Annotated in this window: 15 protein-coding genes; 9 read left to right on the forward strand and 6 right to left on the reverse strand. The window is 65.7% G+C overall.

The window, feature by feature from the left end; genetic code table 11:
• Positions 1 to 4: 4 nt before the first annotated feature.
• Positions 5 to 1039: a 3-oxoacyl-ACP synthase III family protein gene (locus tag LKE06_RS05910; protein ID WP_227997612.1), complete on the forward strand. Its 1035-nt coding sequence runs from the start codon at positions 5 to 7 to the stop codon at positions 1037 to 1039.
• On the forward strand, positions 1036 to 2070 hold the full coding sequence (locus LKE06_RS05915; RefSeq protein ID WP_227997613.1) for an aminotransferase class I/II-fold pyridoxal phosphate-dependent enzyme: 1035 nt from the start codon (positions 1036 to 1038) through the stop codon (positions 2068 to 2070). The genes LKE06_RS05910 and LKE06_RS05915 overlap by 4 nt, the downstream gene beginning before the upstream one ends.
• Before the next feature lie 28 nt (positions 2071 to 2098).
• On the opposite strand, the gene LKE06_RS05920 is transcribed toward LKE06_RS05915, so the two are convergent.
• The gene (locus LKE06_RS05920; protein WP_227997614.1) at positions 2099 to 2506 is read right to left on the reverse strand and encodes an SdpI family protein; all 408 of its coding nucleotides are present in this window, start codon (positions 2504 to 2506) and stop codon (positions 2099 to 2101) included.
• Positions 2507 to 2703: 197 nt separating this feature from the next.
• Here LKE06_RS05920 and leuS point away from each other — a divergent pair, with 197 nt between their 5' ends.
• The gene (leuS, locus tag LKE06_RS05925; RefSeq protein ID WP_227997615.1) at positions 2704 to 5550 is read left to right on the forward strand and encodes a leucine--tRNA ligase; all 2847 of its coding nucleotides are present in this window, start codon (positions 2704 to 2706) and stop codon (positions 5548 to 5550) included.
• A gap of 34 nt (positions 5551 to 5584) precedes the next feature.
• Here the strand turns inward: leuS and LKE06_RS05930 are convergent, their stop codons facing one another.
• Positions 5585 to 6283 (reverse strand): SDR family oxidoreductase, encoded by a 699-nt coding sequence (locus tag LKE06_RS05930; protein ID WP_227997616.1) that lies wholly within the window; start codon positions 6281 to 6283, stop codon positions 5585 to 5587.
• Positions 6284 to 6378: 95 nt separating this feature from the next.
• On the opposite strand from LKE06_RS05930, the gene ggh reads away from it, so the two are divergent.
• Together ggh and LKE06_RS05940 are read left to right on the forward strand one after the other, a co-directional pair.
• The gene (ggh, locus tag LKE06_RS05935) at positions 6379 to 7716 is read left to right on the forward strand and encodes a glucosylglycerate hydrolase (protein WP_227997617.1); all 1338 of its coding nucleotides are present in this window, start codon (positions 6379 to 6381) and stop codon (positions 7714 to 7716) included.
• A 138-nt stretch (positions 7717 to 7854) separates the two neighbouring features.
• Positions 7855 to 8601: a glycoside hydrolase family 25 protein gene (locus tag LKE06_RS05940; protein ID WP_227997618.1), complete on the forward strand. Its 747-nt coding sequence runs from the start codon at positions 7855 to 7857 to the stop codon at positions 8599 to 8601.
• A gap of 78 nt (positions 8602 to 8679) precedes the next feature.
• Here LKE06_RS05940 and LKE06_RS05945 read toward each other — a convergent pair whose 3' ends face one another.
• The 4 genes from LKE06_RS05945 to LKE06_RS05960 all read right to left on the reverse strand — a co-directional run bounded on the left by LKE06_RS05945 (position 8680) and on the right by LKE06_RS05960 (position 14201).
• On the reverse strand, positions 8680 to 10743 hold the full coding sequence (locus LKE06_RS05945; RefSeq protein WP_372477285.1) for a PhoX family protein: 2064 nt from the start codon (positions 10741 to 10743) through the stop codon (positions 8680 to 8682).
• A 94-nt stretch (positions 10744 to 10837) separates the two neighbouring features.
• Positions 10838 to 12295, reverse strand: a complete 1458-nt coding sequence (locus LKE06_RS05950) for an NF041680 family putative transposase (RefSeq protein ID WP_227997619.1) — start codon at positions 12293 to 12295, stop codon at positions 10838 to 10840.
• Positions 12296 to 12549: 254 nt separating this feature from the next.
• The gene (locus LKE06_RS05955; RefSeq protein WP_227997620.1) at positions 12550 to 13962 is read right to left on the reverse strand and encodes a sugar porter family MFS transporter; all 1413 of its coding nucleotides are present in this window, start codon (positions 13960 to 13962) and stop codon (positions 12550 to 12552) included.
• Positions 13959 to 14201 (reverse strand): hypothetical protein, encoded by a 243-nt coding sequence (locus LKE06_RS05960; protein ID WP_227997621.1) that lies wholly within the window; start codon positions 14199 to 14201, stop codon positions 13959 to 13961. Before LKE06_RS05960 ends, LKE06_RS05955 begins: the two co-directional genes overlap by 4 nt.
• A gap of 256 nt (positions 14202 to 14457) precedes the next feature.
• Between LKE06_RS05960 and LKE06_RS05965 the strand changes: the two genes are divergently transcribed.
• The 4 genes from LKE06_RS05965 (at position 14458) to LKE06_RS05980 (ending at position 18729) form a co-directional block, all read left to right on the forward strand.
• Positions 14458 to 15537: an alcohol dehydrogenase catalytic domain-containing protein gene (locus tag LKE06_RS05965; RefSeq protein ID WP_227997622.1), complete on the forward strand. Its 1080-nt coding sequence runs from the start codon at positions 14458 to 14460 to the stop codon at positions 15535 to 15537.
• A complete protein-coding gene (locus LKE06_RS05970) occupies positions 15534 to 16325 on the forward strand; it encodes an SDR family NAD(P)-dependent oxidoreductase (RefSeq protein WP_227997623.1) in 792 nt (263 codons plus the stop codon). The genes LKE06_RS05965 and LKE06_RS05970 overlap by 4 nt, the downstream gene beginning before the upstream one ends.
• Positions 16326 to 16531: 206 nt before the next feature.
• Entirely contained in the window at positions 16532 to 17371 is an 840-nt protein-coding gene (locus LKE06_RS05975; RefSeq protein WP_227997624.1) for a FadR/GntR family transcriptional regulator, read from the forward strand.
• Between the two features lie 158 nt (positions 17372 to 17529).
• Positions 17530 to 18729 carry a mandelate racemase/muconate lactonizing enzyme family protein gene (locus LKE06_RS05980; RefSeq protein ID WP_227997625.1) on the forward strand — a complete coding sequence of 400 codons (1200 nt, stop codon included), beginning with the start codon at positions 17530 to 17532 and terminating at the stop codon, positions 18727 to 18729.
• The last annotated feature ends 4 nt before the right edge of the window (positions 18730 to 18733 follow it).

Here is an 18733-nt window from a genome sequence, read left to right on the forward strand (position 1 = left end):
GGCTATGGAACCCGATTTCTCTGGACTACCGACCGTCAGCCTGATCGACATTGCGAGTTATCTGCCCGGTGATCCGGTCGGCACCGAATATTTCACGCCATACAGCCGTTCGGATCGGATGGCGAAGAACGTCATGTTCCGCTCGCCGAGAGCCCGCCATCATGTGGGCCGCGACGAAACAGCGGTCGATATGGTCGAACGCGCCGTCGCCCCATTGATCGAACGCCGTGGCGCGCAATTACTTTCGAATATCGATGTACTGATCACCCACACCCAGCTACCGGACAACCCGGTGCTCGGATCAGGTCCGGAGGTCGCGCGCAGACTCGGTATGCGGCCCGGTTTCGTCTACGACGTACACAACGGCGGCTGCGCGGCTTTCATCCACATGATGTCGATGGCGCGAATGATCCTGCAAACTACTGACGCTCGCACCGCTCTTATCGCCGCGACGCAGAACACCGCCGGGCCGGTGTTCACCCAGTCCGATATCCGCGAGCTCGCGCAGGCACCGGTGCCCGGCGACGGTTGCGGTGTCGGGCTGCTGGTTAAGGACGACACCGCACCGATTCTCGATATCGAATGCCGGACCTATCCGGAATTCGCCGGTGACATGTCGTTTTCCACCAATGGTGATCGCAAATATTGGGAGCCTGGCGAAGGACAGGGCTGTGTGAGCTTCACCGAATCGAAGATCACCAAGGTGTTCGCCCGCGGCAACCGGCTCGTACCCGAGGTCGCGCTGGCGGTATGCGACCGGATCGGCGTGCGGGGTCGCGATATCGACACCTTCGTGACCAATCAGCCGAACCGGCTGTTCCTGCGCAACTGGCACGACGCGCTCGAACTGCCCGCGCAGCGCCATCCGGACACCTTCGATCAGTGCGGAAACCTTTTTGCCGCAGGCATTCCCGTCACTCTGGATGTGGAGAACCGGGCGGGCAGACTGCGTAACGGATCGGTGGTGCTGATGTCGGCGTTCGCGCACGCCGGTGATTTCGCGGGGGCGGCGGCAGTGCGCTGGGGCGCGGCGGTATGAGCATCCGGCTGACCGCTGAGACTCGGCGCTCGCGTCGGTACCGAACCGAACGGGTGCCTACCCGTTTCGATCTGAGCCTGAGCGAGAATCCGTTCCCGCCACTGCCTTCGGTATTGCTCGCGGTGAATACTGTACTGACGCACGCGAATCGGTATCCAGAGTTCCTGCCGCACCGCTTGCCGAAGCTGATCGCCGACCATATCGGCGCGCATTCGGATCAGGTGGTCGTCGGTTCCGGCGCGACCGGGGTGGCCATGCAGATCATTCAGGCCTTGACCAGGTGCGGCGATGAAATCGTCTACAGCACACCGACATTCGACGGCTATCCGATCATGGCGGAGATGGCCGGACTCGATGCCGCACCGGTGCCGCTGGACGCGGGCGGCAACCAGGATTTGCCAGGCATGGCACGGGCGATCAATAGGCGGACGGGGTTGGTGGTGGTCTGCCGTCCACACAATCCGACCGGCACCCTGCTCCCGATCGGCGCGTTGAAGGGATTCCTGCGCACGGTCCCGCGCCGAGTGCCGGTCATTCTCGACGAGGCATACGCCGAGTTCCTCAGCGGTGACGAGCGGATAGACACCCGCGCACTACTGCGGCGTCATCCGAATCTGCTTGTGCTGCGCACCTTTTCCAAAGCGTATGGGCTCGCCGGACTGCGCGTCGGCTATGTGTTCGGCAGCCGCGAGCTGATCGGCCGGGTGCACCGTCTACAGCTGCCGTTCGGGATGAGTTCGGCGGCGGTGGCCGCGGTAGCGGCGTCGTACGCGGCCGAACCCGAACTCAGCGCCCGCATCCTGCGCATCACCACCGAGCGGGAAATGCTACGCACCGCGCTGTGCCGCCGAGGTATCGCGGTACCGCACAGCCATGCCAACTTCCTCTATCTGCCGGGGCCGGGTATCGCGACGGCGCTACGCCGTGCTGGTATCGCCGCCAAGGCATACCCCGACGGCAGCGCCCGCATTGCGGTCGGTGACCCCGACGCCGGACTCGCCGTACTGGCGGCAGCGACAAGCATGCGGTAGAACCGACCGGGCCGGCATGAGCGCAAGCTCAGTTGGCGGGCGCGCAGGCGTCGCGCAGCGAGCAGGCCCCGCATGAGGACCCACAGCCGCCGACGGGCTCGGCGGGTACCAGCCCGGCCACGGCGCGTTCACCGAGGTTCGCACCGGCACCGAGGGTGAACAGGGCGATAAGTGCCGCGACCACCGCGACGACGAGGGCGACAATACCGCCCGACGCGAGGGCGATCAGACCGCTGGCGAAAAGCAGCGCACCGGCGGCCACCGAGGTGGGGGCGGCGACGCGGTTGGCGATGCGGAAGGTTTCGTCACTGTGCAGGGCGGCTTCGGTATGCACACCGACGAAGCGGTTGCGCGGCAGCCTGCCGGTCAGTCCCAGCACGCCAGTCGCGACGGCCACCATGGCCAGCACGAACAGGACTAGAGCGACAACGAACACCACAGCAGATTAACTCACCACCGCGAAACCACTACCGGCCACTCCCCGGCGATCGGCTGACGCACCGTAGGACGAACGCGCGAATCGGTGGCCGCGCCGGTGTGCACCCGGCCCGATTTTCGGTCCTCCGACCCGGACGTTCTACCCTGATAGACAGAGTTATGACCCGGGGATCGGCAAAACAAGAAGGCAGGACGATGCAGGACACTCGTGCGACCGACAGCGATGTACCCGAGCATCGGTACGACGCTGAGCTTGCCGGCCGCATCGAGCGCCGGTGGCAGCGGAACTGGGATGAGCGCGGAACCTTCCACGCACCGAACCCGGTAGGCCCGCTCGCGGGTGAAACACCGGCGGACAAGCTGTTCGTCCAGGACATGTTCCCCTACCCCTCGGGCGCGGGCCTGCACGTCGGGCATCCGCTCGGCTACATCGCCACCGACGTCTTCGCGCGCTACCACCGGATGCGCGGACGCAACGTTCTGCACGCGCTCGGCTATGACGCGTTCGGCCTGCCCGCCGAGCAGTACGCGGTGCAGACCGGCGCGCATCCACGGGTGACGACCGAATCGAATATCACCACCATGCAGCGGCAGCTGGACCGGCTCGGGCTCGGCCACGACCGGCGGCGCAGCTTCGCGACCACGGATCCGGAGTACTACCGCTGGACGCAGTGGATCTTCCTGCGCATCTACAACGCCTGGTACGACCAGGAAATGGATCGGGCGCGGCCGATCGCCGAGTTGGCTGCCCAATTCGCCGACGGCGCCCGCCCGGTGCCGGACGGACGCGAGTGGTCCGCGTGCAGCGATGCCGAGCGCGCCGCGCTGCTGGACTCCTATCGCCTTGTGTATCAGACCGATTCGGTGGTCAACTGGTGCCCCGGCCTCGGCACGGTGCTGTCCAACGAGGAGGTCACCGCCGAGGGCCGCAGCGAACGCGGCAACTTCCCGGTGTTCCGTAAGCGGCTGTGGCAGTGGATGATGCGCATCACCGCGTACTCCGACCGGCTGGTCGACGATCTGGACCGGCTGGATTGGCCGGACAACGTCAAGGCCATGCAGCGCAACTGGATCGGCCGATCGCGTGGCGCGCAGGTGAAGTTCGATGCCTCGGGACATCAGATCGAGGTGTTCACCACCCGGCCCGACACCCTGTTCGGCGCGACGTATGTCGTGCTGGCACCCGAGCACGAGCTGGTCGACAAGCTGACCGCCGCTGCCTGGCCGGTCGACACCGATCCGCGCTGGACCAACGACAATGCCGCCACGCCCGCGGATGCCGTTGCGGCGTACCGCAAGTCGATCGCGGCGAAATCGGATCTGGAGCGCCAGGAGAACAAGGAGAAGACCGGCGTCTTCCTCGGCGTCCACGCGACCAACCCGGCCAGCGGTGCGCCGGTGCCGGTATTCATAGCCGACTATGTGCTCAGCGGCTACGGCACCGGCGCGATCATGGCGGTGCCCGGCCACGACCACCGCGACTGGGATTTCGCGACCGCGCTCGGCCTGCCCATCGTCGAGGTCATCGCAGGCGGCGACGTCACCTCCGCCGCGCACGCGGGCGAGGGTGTACTGGTGAATTCCGATTACCTCGACGGTCTGTCCGTCGAGGATGCCAAGGCCACCATCATCGCGAGGCTGGAGACCGACGGCCACGGCAAGGGCACCATCCAATACAAGCTGCGCGACTGGCTGTTCGCCCGTCAGCGGTACTGGGGCGAGCCCTTCCCGATCGTCTACGACGAGGACGGCGCACCACACGCACTGCCGGATTCCATGCTGCCCGTGCGACTTCCCGAACTCGACGACTTCGCGCCGGTCACCTTCGATCCCGACGACGCGAACTCCGAGCCGTCCCCGCCGCTGGCCAAGGCCACCGACTGGGTCAATGTCGAACTGGACCTCGGTGACGGCCCGAAGCGCTACCGGCGCGACACCAACGTGATGCCCAACTGGGCGGGCAGTTCCTGGTACCAGCTGCGCTACGCCGACCCGACCAACTCGGAGTCGTTCTGCGCCAAGGAGAACGAGCAGTATTGGCTCGGCCCGCGCACCGGCGAGCACGGCCCGGACGATCCCGGCGGCGTCGACCTGTACGTCGGCGGCGTCGAGCACGCGGTGCTGCATCTGCTGTACGCGCGATTCTGGCAGAAGGTGCTGTTCGACCTGGGCGACGTCACCGGATTCGAGCCCTACCGCAGGCTTTTCAACCAGGGCTACATCCAGGACCACGCCTACACCGACGCGCGCGGCGCCTACGTGCCCGCGGCCGAGGTCGTCGAGCGCGACGGGCATTTCTTCTGGACCGACGCGACCGGCACCGAGGCCGAGGTTTTCCAGGAGTACGGCAAGATCGGTAAGTCGTTGAAGAACGCCATCTCTCCCGATGAGATGTGCGATCTGTACGGCGCCGACACCTTCCGCTTCTATGAGATGTCGATGGGTCCGCTGGACACCTCGCGCCCGTGGGCGACCAAGGACGTTGTCGGCGCGCACCGATTCCTGCAACGGGTATGGCGACTGGTGGTGAACGAGGAGACCGGCGCAACCCGGGTCACCGCCGCCGATCCCGCTGATGCCACGCTTCGCCTGCTGCACAAGACGATTGCCGGGGTGGACGAGGATCTGGCCGCGTTGCGCGACAACACGGCGGGCGCCAAGCTCATCGAGTTGACCAACCACCTCACCAAGGCATACCCGGACGGCGCGCCGCGCTCGGTGGTCGAACCGGTGGTGCTGATGCTGGCACCGCTGGCACCGCATATCGCCGAGGAACTCTGGGAACGCCTCGGCCACAACCACTCCCTGGCACACGGCCCGTTCCCGGCGGCGGATCCCGCACTGCTCGTCGACGAGTCGGTCGAGTACCCGATTCAAGTGAACGGCAAGGTGCGCAGCCGAATTCAGGTGCCCGCCGATGCCGACAAGGCGACCATCGAGTCGGCCACGCTGGCCGACGAGAAGATCGTGGCGCTGCTGGGCGGCGAGGCGCCGCGCAAGCTGATCGTGGTGCCGGGGCGGCTGGTCAATATCGTCGTCTGAGGCGACGACCGGCATCGCGCTCCGGCCACACCGGTCAGCGGTGCGGCCGGAGCACGATCTCGGTCGGGTGTCCGTCGCGGGGTGTCTCGACGGCGTTGCGGATCGCGATGGCGACCGTTTCGGCGGTGAGGAATTCCGCCGGGTTGTACTCGCGGCCCTCGTTGGCGATGAGTGCGCGCTGCATATCGGTGTCGATGCGGCCGGGATGGATCGAGGTCACTCGCAGCGCGGGTTCCTCGAGGCGCAAGGCATCACCGAACGCGCGCAGCCCGAACTTACTCGCGGCATACGACGCCCAGCCCGCGTTGGCGCGCAGTCCGGCGCCCGAATTGATCAGCACCACATGACCGTTGGCGGCACGCAGCGCCGGAAGCAGCAGCCTGGTCAGCTCGGCCACCGCAATAAGATTGGCCTCCAAGGTATTTCGCCACTGCTGCACAGACGATTCGGCAATGGTGTCCAGATCAGCGACGCCGGCGTTGTGCACCAACACATCCAACCGCTCGATCGGCGAAACCGCTTCGGCCAGAGCCGAATAGTCCGTCAGCTCGACGGGCCAGGCCACAGCGCCGGGAAGTTCGCTCAGAACCTCGCGCAATGAATCGGCCGAGCGTGCGCCGAGCAACAGTTCGTGCGTCGGTGCGAGTTCGCGGGCGACGGCGGCGCCGAGTCCGCGGCTGGCGCCGGTGATCAGCGCGGTCGGCTTCGGAGTGCTGGTCACGGCTGGGCTCATGGCACCCACCGTAATAGTTGGCCGGCTGGTCACACGCGGCTGGATACGGCCACGCTGTGCGGGCACATCGGCGAATGACATCGCAGAATAGAGGGATGGCACACCCGGGTTTCACCCCAACACAGCTCGCGGCCCGCGCCGCCTACCTGCTGCGGGGCAACGATCTGGGCACCATGACCAGCGCCGCCCCCCGGCTGTATCCGCACATGTGGAGCTGGGATGCCGCGTTCGTCGCGGTCGGCCTCGCACCATTGAGTGTCGAACGCGCGGTCATCGAATTGGACACACTGCTGTCCGCGCAGTGGAAGAACGGCATGATCCCGCACATCGTCTTCGCCAATGGTGTGGACGGCTATTTCCCCGGGCCCGCGTGGTGGGAGTGCCGGAAACTGGCCGTCAACGCACCCGACGGCCCAGACACCTCCGGGATTACCCAACCACCGGTGCATGCCATCGCGGTGCAGCGCATCCTCGACCATTCCCGCCGCCACGGCCGCGGCACCCGCGCGGTGGCGGAGGAATTCCTCAACCGCCGCTGGCCGGATCTGGTGCGCTGGCATCGGTGGCTCGCGCACGCCCGTGACCCCAAGGAAAGCGGCCGGATCACGTTGTATCACGGCTGGGAATCCGGCATGGATAACTCACCGCGCTGGGACCGGGCCTATGAGAACGTCGTTCCCGGCGTGCTGCCCTCCTATCGCCGCGAGGATGTGCTGGTGGTTTCGGATCCGTCACAGCGGCCATCGGATCGCGAATACGACCGCTATCTATGGCTGGTCGAGCAGATGCGCCGCGCGGGCTATGACGACTATCTGCTCGCCTCGACCATGAGTTTCGCGGTGGAGGACGTATTCGTCACCGCGATCTTCTCGCTGGCCTGCGACGTGCTGGCGAATATCGGCGAGGAGTACAAGCAACCGCACGCCGATGTTCGCGACCTGCGCGGCTGGGCGGACCGGTTTCGCGCGGGCGTGATCGAGACCTCCGATGCGCGCACGGGCGTGGCGAGGGATTTCGACCTGCGGCTGCAGCGGTCGATCGGCACCGAAACGCTGTCGATGTTCGCTCCGCTACTGTGCGGCGGCCTCCCCCGCGATACCGAACGTAGCCTGCTGCGCATGTTCGAAGGCCCACGCTTCTGCGGCCACCCCGACCTGCGCTACGCCCTACCGCCCTCGACATCACCGGTCTCCAAGGACTTCCGCCCCCGCGAATACTGGCGCGGCCCGGTCTGGCCGGTAATGACCTGGCTGTTCTCCTGGGCTTTCGCTCGCCGGGGCTGGGCCGAACGCGCGTACATGCTGCGCGCCGAGGGCCTACGCCAAGCCAGCGACGGCAGTTTCGCCGAATACTACGAACCCTTCACCGGCGAACCCCTCGGCAGCATGCAGCAGTCCTGGACCGCGGCCTCAGTCCTCGACTGGCTCGGCTGAATCCGGCCCGCCATACCCCTCGAACAGCCGCGCGACACCCGCTCGATGGACGGTCGACACAACCATTGGTGAATATTGCGCAAATGCCCCAATTGCAACACTGGTCACAGTCAATGCGAATGGCTATCGTCGAACAGCATGGATAGCACTCGTTGGAGATCGACCAGCATCATTGCGTTGTCTGTGATCACTCTGGGCGGCATCCTTACCGCAACCCTGCCAGGCAGCGCCGTCGCCGGACCGAGCGGGCCAGATGTTTCATCCTGGCAGCACGTCGACGGCAGATTTATCGACTGGTTCGCGGTGCGTCGCGCGGGGCACGAATTCGCGATGCTCAAGGCGACCGAGGGACTGAATTACCTCAACCCGTTCTTTGTGCAGGACAGCGTGCTGATGCGCACGGCCGGTGTCGCGCGCGGGACCTACCACTACGCGCGGCCGAATCTACCGCCCGAGCCGCAGGCCGCGATGTACGCGGCGGTGGTGCTCGGTCAGAACGGACCGCTCGATCTGCCGCCGGTGCTCGACATGGAAAACGCGGGCGGCCTGGATCCGGCTGGACTGATCGACTGGACCCACCGCTATCTGACTACGGTCCAGGCCCTGACCGGCCGGGTCCCGATCATCTACACCTATCCGAACTTCTGGAAAACAGCCATGGCCGATTCCAACCAGTTCACCCGCTATCCGCTCTGGATCGCGGACTATCGCGGCAACGATCAGCCCGAGGTACCCGGCGGCTGGCCGAACTGGACGTTCTGGCAGACCACCGACCGCGGCAGCGTGCCAGGCATCGGCGGCGGCACGGACTTGAACGTATACAGCGGCGCCCAAGGCGATTTCGCGCGGTACGCGAACAACGGTGGCCTGATGGGCAGCAGCTGACATCGACGCGGAAACGACGAAACCGCTACTCCCTGCAGGTTCGAGTAGCGGTTTCGCCGTTCACCTGACGGGTGGGCGCTAGGTGCCGATACGCCCGCCACCCTTCTTCCACACCGAAACCACGGCAGGTCTCGGCAGACTATCGCCACCATCGGGCCAATGCGAGGCGGGCTTCTCGGCGGTGGCGTCATCGCGCTCGCCCGGATGCTGGACGCAGACGGTGACCCGCTGCTCGGAGATGATCGGACCGCAGGTCTCGCCGCCGAAGGGAACCGTAAGGAACTGTTTGGTCTCACCGCGATTCGGTCCGTCGAGCACCACCGAGAACAGGCCGTCATTGGAGTCGGCCGCACGCGAGGAGTCGGTGGAGATCCAGAGGTTGCCGTACCCGTCGAAGGCGAGGTTGTCCGGGGCGGCGATCGGGCTGACCTTGGTTTTGTCGAATCCCGCGAAGTAGGTGTCGGCGGTCTTCGGATCACCACACAGCATCAGCACATTCCAGGTGAACTTGACACCTGCGTGCTCGTCGTCGATTTCGAGCACCTGCCCGAACTTATTGATATTGCGCGGATTCGCCTCGTCGACGCCGGGCTTGCCTGCCTTGCCACGCTGCTCGTTGTAGGTCAGCGCGACATACACCTTGCCGGATTTCGGGCTGGCCTCGAAATCCTCCGGACGGTCCATCTTGGTCGCGCCGACCTTGTCGGCCGCGAGCCTGGTGAACACCGCGACCTCTTCCGCGGTGAAGCCGTCCACCCGCGAGGTGGCCTTGCCGTCTTCGGCGGTGACCAGCAGCGGAATCCACTGCCCGGTCCCGGTGAAGCCCTGGTCGGAGGGCACCGCACCGGTACCGTCGATCTTGTCCGGGTGGTCGCCGGTGAATTTGGCGACATACAGCGTGCCGGCGTCCAGGATGGTCAGGTTGTGACGCATGCTGGCCTGGCCGGTGCCCGACTGAATTTTGCGCGAGGACACGAATTTGTACATGTAATCGAAGCGCTCGTCGTCACCCATGTAGGCGACTACAGTGCCGTCCGCGGCCACATGGATGGTCGCGGCCTCATGCTTGAACCGGCCGAGCGCGGTGTGCTTGATCGGCGGGGCGGACGCGTCCCACGGATCGACCTCGACAACCCAGCCGAACCGGTTGGCCTCGTTGGGTTCCTTCTCCAGATCGAAGCGGGGCTCGTACAGTTCCCACTTGCGCTCCGACGCGCCGGTCGGGAATCCGTAGCGCTGAAGCCTGCCTTTGGCCGACTCGTCGACCTTGTCCGCGTTGGCGAAGTACTGGTTGATGTTCTCCTCACCGGAAAGCACAGTGCCCCAGGGTGTCACGCCGCCGGAGCAGTTGTTCAGGGTGCCGAGCACCTTGGTGCCGGTGGGGTCGGCGTTGGTCTTCAGCAGGGCACTGCCCGCGGCCGGACCGGTGACGAGGAATTCGGTGGTGCCCGTGATCCGGCGATTGTACTTGCCGAATTCCGTTGTCAGCTTGCCCGTTCCGGATTCACCCTGCACCTGCACCACTGAAAGGCCATGTGCGGCAATGGCAGTCTGGTAATGCTCCAGTGACGGGTTTTCCTTGTTGTAGCCCTTGAACATCTGCGGCTCGGTGGTGTACTCGTGATTCACCACCAGCAGATAGCTGTTCGCCTGGCCTTCGATGGGCAGCAGTGCCGCGAAATCATTGTTGAAGCCGAACTGCACCGCCTGCGAAGCCGCCGACTGCTTGTCCGGATCGAAACTCGGCGCGTCCGCGAAAAGCGGGTCACCCCAGCGGATTACGATGGCGGTCTCGTAGCCCTCCGGGACGACCAGCGCGTCATCGGAATTCGGTGCGACGGGTGTGAAGTTGGTGCCGACCGGCACGCCGTCGACCAGCGAGCCACCGGCCTGTTCGCCGGTGGAGTCGGTACCGCAGGACGCGAGCACGCCTGCGGCGCCGATCGCGACAACGACACCGGCGCTGCCCTTCAACATGCCGCGTCGCGACAACGCCGCACGCACGATGTCGCCGAAGTATTCATTCCGCGAGGTGTTGGGCACCTCGTGGAAGCAGGCATTACCGCACTTGTACTGGCAGGTGATGGCCGAGCGTTTCGGCTGACCGTCCCGCTTGACGAACAGGGGCAGGGGCACGTTCACAATGTCTCCTGAGTTGTACCGACGCCGCACGGTAAACGCCACAGGCAATCCGCAGACAACTCCCAGATGAACGCACGGCCAATTAGCTTGTTCTTTATCCTCGGGTTACTCGTTCGGGCCTGGCCAGGGCGTGGCCAGCGGGTAGTCGGTTGGGTCGTTTGACGGTTTTGCCGACGTCGTAGCGGGTGGCGCGGTGGCGGTTGCGTTGTCCGGATGGCCTGCCGGGGCCCGGTCGGGAGGGTTTCGGCGCTCTGGCCGGACAGGCCAGTGCCGGGCGGAGGTTCCGAAACCACCGCCGCACGCGCGCCGGAGTCAATTGTGCAGGGGCTGCGGGCTTTTCCCAAGAGTGGCGCAGATCGGCGGTGAGAGGACGAGCGAGTCGCAACTGGGTGTGCGCGGTGATGAGCAGCCAGGTCCAGCGGTCGGCGGCTTCGGGCTCCCGCAGCCTGGGTCGGGTCCAGCTCAAAGTCTGCTTGAACAGCCGGAAGGTGTGTTCCAGGTCGAAGCGCCGTAAGAACGCCTGCCAGGCCCGATCGACATCAGTGCCGGCGGCGCCGGTTTTCGAGGACCACAGCCAGACCGGTGGCGCGTCACGGTCTCGGGACAGGTGGGCGACCTCGAGGCGGATCAGGGTGCCCTCGATGACCGGGAGTGCGCCGTCGTGGCCGAGCCAGGCGCTGCGATGAGTCAACCTGGGGTGGACCCGATCCCATGCCTGGGTGAGGGCCTTGCCGTAGTTGCTGGTCGCGGTGATCGTGGTGACCGCGGGCTCCGGCCAGGACCCAGGGTCGGTGAACCGGAACTGCGGCCCGTGTTTGGGTGGGCGCCCGTTGGTGCCGGGTGCCCGGACTGGTTTGGGTAGCTGCATCACCCGGTCCGAGCGCAGCCGCCCGACCAGCTCGACCGGCAGATCGGCCAGCACCCATCCCAGCCGGCACACGTCGTAGCCGGCGTCGGCCACGATCAGGATGTCGGGGTCACCGTCGCGCCACTGGCCCGCAGCGATCAGCCGCTGCACCACCTGCCGCAGTTGGGCGGCGGTGACCGCGGTCGCGTCGTCTTCGGGACCGAGGCGCACCGCGTCCAGGATCTGCGTCCAGGATGAAGCGCCGGGTTCGAGGACCGCGACGAACGAGTACGGCCAGCCCGGGATGAACTGCGATGCCGATTTCGCTCGTCCGTAGACGTGGCAGAACAGCCGATCCGGCGAACACGCCGCATCCGAACGCAGCCACGCCGACACATCCACCGCCAACACCAGGCGACCCTCCGGAAACCTGGGTAACTTGGTGCGGGACAACAGATTCCGCAATCGATCAACATCGATACGACCGGCATTCAAGCCGTCGTAGAGCGCCCCGTGCCCGCGGCGATGCTCGGGCGTCAATGTCAACTCCGGAATCGACCGCACCGCCCCCTGCGCACATAGCATCGCGTCGGTGAGCTCGAACAACTCATCGCCGCGCACGGTCAGACACGCGTAGAACTCGCCGCGCATACGTGACAGTTCCGCGAACGCTTCCCCCGCCTCACCAGCGACCGGCAGACTCATCCCCACGGCCTTCGTTCTGATTCACGTGATTCCTTGGTCGGAGCACATGATCAGGCGAAGGCCGCCCGCTTGTCCCGGGAATCATCAAGCAAGCCAAACAGTCTGGTCCACGAGGATAAAGAACAAGATTAGAGCGTGTCTCCTGATTGCCAAGGCGCTCGAGCCAGGCGCACACGGCCGATAGAAGCACGCCGGCTCGGTAGGTGCGGGCTCATGCTCAACCCGTATCTGCGTACCGGGTCGAGCCCGAATCGCTACCCCATTTCCTCGAGCGTCTTGCCCTGGGTCTCCGGAACGAACCGGAGCACGAACAATATCGACAGGCCCGCGAAGATCGCGTAGATCACGTAGGCGCCGGACAGGTTCCAGTCCGACAGCGAGGGAAAGGTCGCGGTGACGACCCAGTTGGCGATCCATAGCACGGAGGCGGCCAAGCCGAGAGCGGCCGCACGAATCCTGTTCGGGAACATCTCCCCGAGCATCACCCACACCACCACACCCCAGGACAGGCCGAAGAACAGCACGAACGAATGCGCCGAGATCAGCGCGACCATGCCCTGAGCGTGCGGGAGCGACGCGGTGGCGCCGGACCCGGTTTTTGCGGAGAACGCCCAGGCATCCAGCGCCAGCGAAACGGTCATGCCGATTGAGCCGATAAGCGCCAACGGTTTTCGGCCGATCCGGTCCACCAGTGCCATGGCGATGACCGTGCCGATGATGTTGATGATCGAGGTGGTGAACGAAAACAGGAACGAGCTCGACGGGTCGATGCCCACCGACTGCCACAGCGTGGCCGAATAGTAGAACGCCACATTGATGCCGACCAGCTGCTGGAAGACAGCAAGCCCGATGCCGATCCACACCACGGGCAGGAATCCGAATCGACCACCGAGCAGGTCTTTGAAGGTGGACTTGTGTTCGCTGCGCATCGCCTGGTGGATTTCGGCGACTCGCGCGTCCAGATCGATATTCTCGCCTTCCACGTCGGCGAGCACTTTCTTCGCCTCGGCGGTGCGGTCCACCGAAATCAGGTAGCGCGGTGACTCGGGAATCGTGAACGAAACCAGCCCGTATAGCAGAGCTGGCACCGCCATCACACCCAGCATCCATTGCCAGGCCTCCAGTCCGGCGATAGTGCCGCGCTGCTCGCCGCCGGCGATCTGCAGAATCGCATAGTTGACCAGCTGCGAGAGTGCGATACCGAAAATGATCGCCGCCTGCTGGAACGAACCGAGCCGTCCGCGATATGCCGGCGGCGCTACCTCGGCGATGTAGGCGGGTCCGATCACCGACGCCATTCCGATCCCGATGCCGCCGATAATTCGCCACATCGCCAGATCCCACAGCGTGAAGGGCAATGCCGACCCGAATGCGCTCACCAGGAACAGCCCCGCCGCGATCCGCATGACGTGAATTCGCCCGATGCGGTCCGCCAGTCGGCCCGCCGTGGCCGCGCCGATCGCCGACCCGATCAGCGCGACGGCGACCACCTGAGCCAAGGCACCCGACCCGATGCTGTATCGGTCACGGATGGCCGCGACCGCGCCGTTGATAACCGCGCTGTCGTAACCGAACAGAAAGCCGCCCATGGCGGCGGCCGCGGTAATGAAGATGACGCGCCTGATCTGATCGGACGCCTGCCTTGTTTGCAGTCCGGTCGTGCTCACCGACGGGCTCCCGTCTCGCGTGCTCGATTCCGGTCGACCTCCACAAGGTGCTGGACGCCGTCATGCCAGGTAAGCCTGGACCACGGTGCGGCCTGCTGATCGACGATCTGGCCGGCATCGACGCGAAGCATCGGGAAATCCGGCACGTCGAGGGCCGCAGGATCGATACCGCTGTGCGTGACCGACACATCGCCCCCGGAACTCGCCGAGTCCTGCATGGTTTTGGTTGCTGAGTTCACTAAGGCCCTCCACGGCTCTTGTCGGTGATCGGACAGCACTTTCGTCCTTCCATCAGCCGCCGCTCTCGGGCCGAGTCGAGAAGGATGCGGCAGCCTCCCGACACAACTGGTATGACCGGTCATGCCGGAAAGTATGACTATGTCGAAACTCGACCGTCAAGGGTTTCGGATGACCAATTCGAAACTGGTCAAACCGGTGTGACCGGTATACGATCCGGTCCTTGAACCAGCCAGCTCGCTGCTCGCAGTGATCTGCATGAGTGCATTTCAGGAGGGATATTCGATGCTCGCGGCTCGATGGCATCGTCGCGCTGACGTCCGACTCGAAGAAGTCCAGCCGCGCCCACGGCGCGACGACGAGCTCTTGGTCAAGGTCCACTGGTGCGGCATTTGCGGAACCGATTTGGAAGAGTTCCGCGATGGACCACTCATCATTCCGGTGGACGATCCGCACCCCCTCAGTGGGCGCACGGCGCCGCTGACCCTGGGGCATGAGGTCGTCGGCGAAGTCGTCGAAGCCGCACGCGACGGCAGCGGGCCACCAGTCGGCACGATGGTGGTACCCGATGTGGTGAACGGCTGCGGCACCTGCTGGTGGTGTCTGCGGCACGAGGACGGCCTGTGCCCGAACCTGTCTGTTCTCGGGCAACAGGACGACGGTGGTCTGGCCGAGTTCATGGTCGCGCGGGCCCGGACCTGCGTTCCCCTTCCGCCCGGTCTGAGCGCCGATGACGCCGTTCTGGCCGAGCCGGCCGCAGTGGCGGTCCGTGCGGTTCGCAAGGCCCCCGATCCGATCGGTTCGACCGCGGTCGTCATCGGCGGCGGCACTATCGGCCAGTTGACCGCTCAGGCGGCGCTGGCTCTGGGCGCTGCGAACTGCTGGATCGTGGACCCGGGCCGGTTCCGCCGAGCCTTCGCCCAAAGCCATTCGGCCGTGCGAGCGCTGGCGCCCGAGGAGCTGGACATGCTGATCGAGGACCTCGACGATCCCGGCGTCGACGTCATTTATGAATGCAGCGGGGCGCCCGGGCAGATCGAGCGATCCCTCGCCCTGGTTCGACCAGGAGGCACCGTCGTGGCCGTCGGTCTCGGCGCGCAGCCCCAGCCGCTTGCGCTCTCCCCGGTGGTGTTGGGCGAACGCCGACTGATCGGGTCCGCGGCTCACCTGTGGGATGTGGACGTCGCCCAAGCGGTGCGAATGCTCGCCGACGGCCGACTCCAGGCAAAAGAACTGATCACGCACCGCGTTCCACTGCCGGAGTTGGTGACAGTCGCGCTGCCTCTGCTCGCCGCGCCGGACGCGGAGGTCCTGAAGGTCGCGGTGGACTGCCGATGAGCACCGGAGACTCCGATCAGCAACACCACGACGCGCTCGATCTGCCGAGGCATACTGTCCTGCTCACTGGTGGCCTAGGCGGCCTGGGGCCGGCCATCGTCCGCCGCCTGGCAGAACATGGCGCGACCGTCGGGGTAGTAGACACCGCCGAGGACGGCGCCAAGATCCCCTCGCATCCCCGTGTCCGCTACCACCGCTGCGATGTCACCGATCCGGTCGCCGTCCGCGAAATGGTCACCCAGTCCGAGGAATGGCTGGGAGGTCGGCCGACGATCGTGTGCTGCCACGCAGGAGTGGTCGGCGACGCCTACCCCGTCCAGGAATTTCCCTTGGACGCCTTCCGCCGGATCCAAGATGTGAACACCACAGGCAGCTTCCTGGTCGCCCGCGCCGCGGCCGCACTGTGGCGAGAACACCACGAGCCCGGGCATCTGATCTTCACCACGAGTTGGGTCTCCGACGTGCCCTGGCCGGGCATCGCCCCCTACAGCGCCTCCAAAGCCGCCATCAAATCCCTGATGCGCAGCTTCGCCCGAGAGCTGGCGCCGTACGGGATCCGCAGCAACGCGCTCTCGCCGGGCATCGTGGCCGTCGGCATGGCCAAACACCAGTGGGACACCGACCCGGACTACCGCGCTCGGGCCGAACGTGCCGTCCCACTGGGATCACTGCAGACCGCGGAGTCGGTTGCCGACGCCTTCCTGTTTCTATGCTCGGACCTCGCCTCGTATATGACAGGTTCCACACTCCTGGTCGACGGCGGCGCAAGCCTCTATCCGCTCGACTGAAGCCAGCCCGGCAGCACTGAGCACCGCATCGGCGCGGCTCTCCCAGGGTGGGCGCGGTTGGACGGTATTCGATCCGGCCGTCGCCACGACAGTGTGATCGGGGCTGCAACCATCGGCTGCCCTCTTGAATGGCGGTAGTGCAGATCACCACGGAGAGCGATCGAAGCATTTGACGGTCGGGTTTCGAGGCTGCCATACTTACTGGTATGACCGGTCATGCCAGTTATGGTGATCCAGCAACCCCGCCGTCCGGCGCAGATCTCGCGACGATGCTCGAGGAGCGCCTCGTGGCGGGAGAGTGGCCGCCTGGGTCGCGAATGCCATCGGAGCGGGTGCTGGCCCAGCAGTACACGGTGAGCCGTCCGGTGATCCGGGAGGCGCTGCGGTCTCTACAGGAGCGCGGCTTGATCAGTGTGGCTGCGGGTCGCGGGAGTTTCGTCCGCCAGATACGGCCAACCAGCGACGGCGGAGATCCGCTACTACTGGTACGTCGTGGTGAGGTCACCGCGCGGCATCTAGTCGTCGCACGCGCGATGCTCGAGGGGCAAGCGGCGGCACTCGCCGCGGAGCATAGGTCCGAAGACGATCTGGCGGATATGCGCCGCATCCTCGACGCGCTGGACCATCAGAGCGCGCTGTCGGCCCGCGCGGATCTGGATGTGGCGTTCCACGAGGCGATCGCCATCGCCTCGCGGAACCCGGTCATTCAGATCATGTTCGGCTCGATCCGACCGCTGACCCACGGAGTCATGTTGCGTAGCCTCACCGACCGCGCGGTTACCGGGGCGGCACTGCCATTGCACAACGTGATCCTCGAAGCGATCGCGAGCAAGAACCCCGATGCCGCGCGGGTGGCGATGACCGAGCACATCGAAGCCGCCCAGCACTTCTACGGTACCGACCTCGACGTCGCCTTGTCCGATGTACTCAACCGCCGCGCGGCGGGAGCACCCAACATCGCCGCACTGCTCAACGATGTCAGCCGGTCGATCGCGGATCTGCCCACCGACGTCCAAGCCGACGGCCCACCACCCGAATCCAACTGAGCGGACCGGGCACATCTGACCTGGCGGGAATTGTCATTGGGGCGTGGTCGACACAGTCGCGATCCCCCTTTGATCCATGTTCGTTCGCGCACGCACCGCCGGTGCGCGAGGGCGGGACTCACGCGCTCCCCACGTATACGAAAGGCATGTGATTCAGAGTGCATATTGTCGCATTGGAGACGCTGCGGCCCCGATTCCAGAACAACCTGTGCGTCCTCGTCCTGCACACCGACGAGGGCCTAGTCGGGCTCGGCGATACGTTTCTGCAGTCAGCCGCGGTCGAGGCGTACCTGCATTCCCACGTCGCCCCACTGCTACTCGGCCTCGACGAGCCGACACCGGAAGCGGTGTCACTCCTGCTCACCCCGTATGTCGGTTTCCAGGGCGGCGGAGTCGAGATGCGCGCCAACGGCGCGGTGGACATCGCACTCTGGGACCTGCTGGGCAGGCAAAGTGGACAGACTGTGGCGCGCCTGCTCGGCGGTCCGGTCCGCGACACAATCGGCGTCTACAACACTTGCGCCGGCCCAGGCTACATCCAGGACACTTCGCGGCAGTCCTCGTCCAACTGGGGGCACAGCCAAGGCGAGTACGAAGACTTGGACGCGTTTCTTACCAAACCCGCCAGATTGGCCAAGGAGCTCTACGCCGAGGGCCTGCGCGGGATGAAGGTCTGGCCTTTCGACCGCGCCGCCGAGAAGTCCGGGGGCAACCGGATCACATCGGCGGACCTGGATGCGGCGATGACCGTGATCCGGGAGATCCGCGACGCGGTCGGCATGGACATGGACCTCATGGTGGAGTTGCACGGACAGTGGTCGCGCCGCGCCGCCGTCGACATCTGCCGGGCATTGGAGCCCTACCAGCCATTCTGGGTGGAGGACCCCATCCGCCCCGACGCCGTCGACGCCCTCGGCGCGCTGGCCAACGAAGTCGGCGTGCCGATCGCGACCGGCGAGACCGCACTCGGACGCCGCGGCTTCCTGCCGCTGCTCGAGCAGGGCCGCATCGCCTACGCCACCGTCGATGTCCAGTGGACCGGTGGCCTAACCGAAGCACGGAAAGTCGCCAACCTCGCCGATGCGTTCTCGATACCGGTCGCCCCACACGACTGCACCGGCCCGATCACCCTGGCCGCCTGCTTCCACCTGACCATGACGCAGCCCAACGCCCTGATCCAGGAAACCGTACGAGCCTTCCTGCGCACCTGGTACCCGCGCGTGGTCACCGGCTTGCCCGAGATCCACAACGGAGTTGCGGCCCTCTCACCCGAGCCTGGTCTGGGGTTGCAGATCACAGCCGGCCTGAGAGAAGACCCGGACACAGTTCGTCGGGTCACCAGCATCGAAACGTCATGACCGA

The organism is Nocardia australiensis (assembly GCF_020733705.1).
Classification (GTDB): domain Bacteria; phylum Actinomycetota; class Actinomycetes; order Mycobacteriales; family Mycobacteriaceae; genus Nocardia; species Nocardia australiensis.

Excerpts from the sequence above, each read along its gene's own strand:
- LKE06_RS05910 (WP_227997612.1), top strand. The coding sequence starts at position 5 with ATGGAACCCGATTTCTCTGGACTACCGACCGTCAGCCTGATCGACATT.
- LKE06_RS05915 (WP_227997613.1), top strand. The coding sequence starts at position 1,036 with ATGAGCATCCGGCTGACCGCTGAGACTCGGCGCTCGCGTCGGTACCGA.
- leuS (WP_227997615.1), top strand. The coding sequence starts at position 2,704 with ATGCAGGACACTCGTGCGACCGACAGCGATGTACCCGAGCATCGGTAC.
- LKE06_RS05930 (WP_227997616.1), bottom strand. The coding sequence starts at position 6,283 with ATGAGCCCAGCCGTGACCAGCACTCCGAAGCCGACCGCGCTGATCACC.
- ggh (WP_227997617.1), top strand. The coding sequence starts at position 6,379 with ATGGCACACCCGGGTTTCACCCCAACACAGCTCGCGGCCCGCGCCGCC.
- LKE06_RS05940 (WP_227997618.1), top strand. The coding sequence starts at position 7,855 with ATGGATAGCACTCGTTGGAGATCGACCAGCATCATTGCGTTGTCTGTG.
- LKE06_RS05950 (WP_227997619.1), bottom strand. The coding sequence starts at position 12,295 with ATGAGTCTGCCGGTCGCTGGTGAGGCGGGGGAAGCGTTCGCGGAACTG.
- LKE06_RS05965 (WP_227997622.1), top strand. The coding sequence starts at position 14,458 with ATGAGTGCATTTCAGGAGGGATATTCGATGCTCGCGGCTCGATGGCAT.
- LKE06_RS05970 (WP_227997623.1), top strand. The coding sequence starts at position 15,534 with ATGAGCACCGGAGACTCCGATCAGCAACACCACGACGCGCTCGATCTG.
- LKE06_RS05975 (WP_227997624.1), top strand. The coding sequence starts at position 16,532 with ATGACCGGTCATGCCAGTTATGGTGATCCAGCAACCCCGCCGTCCGGC.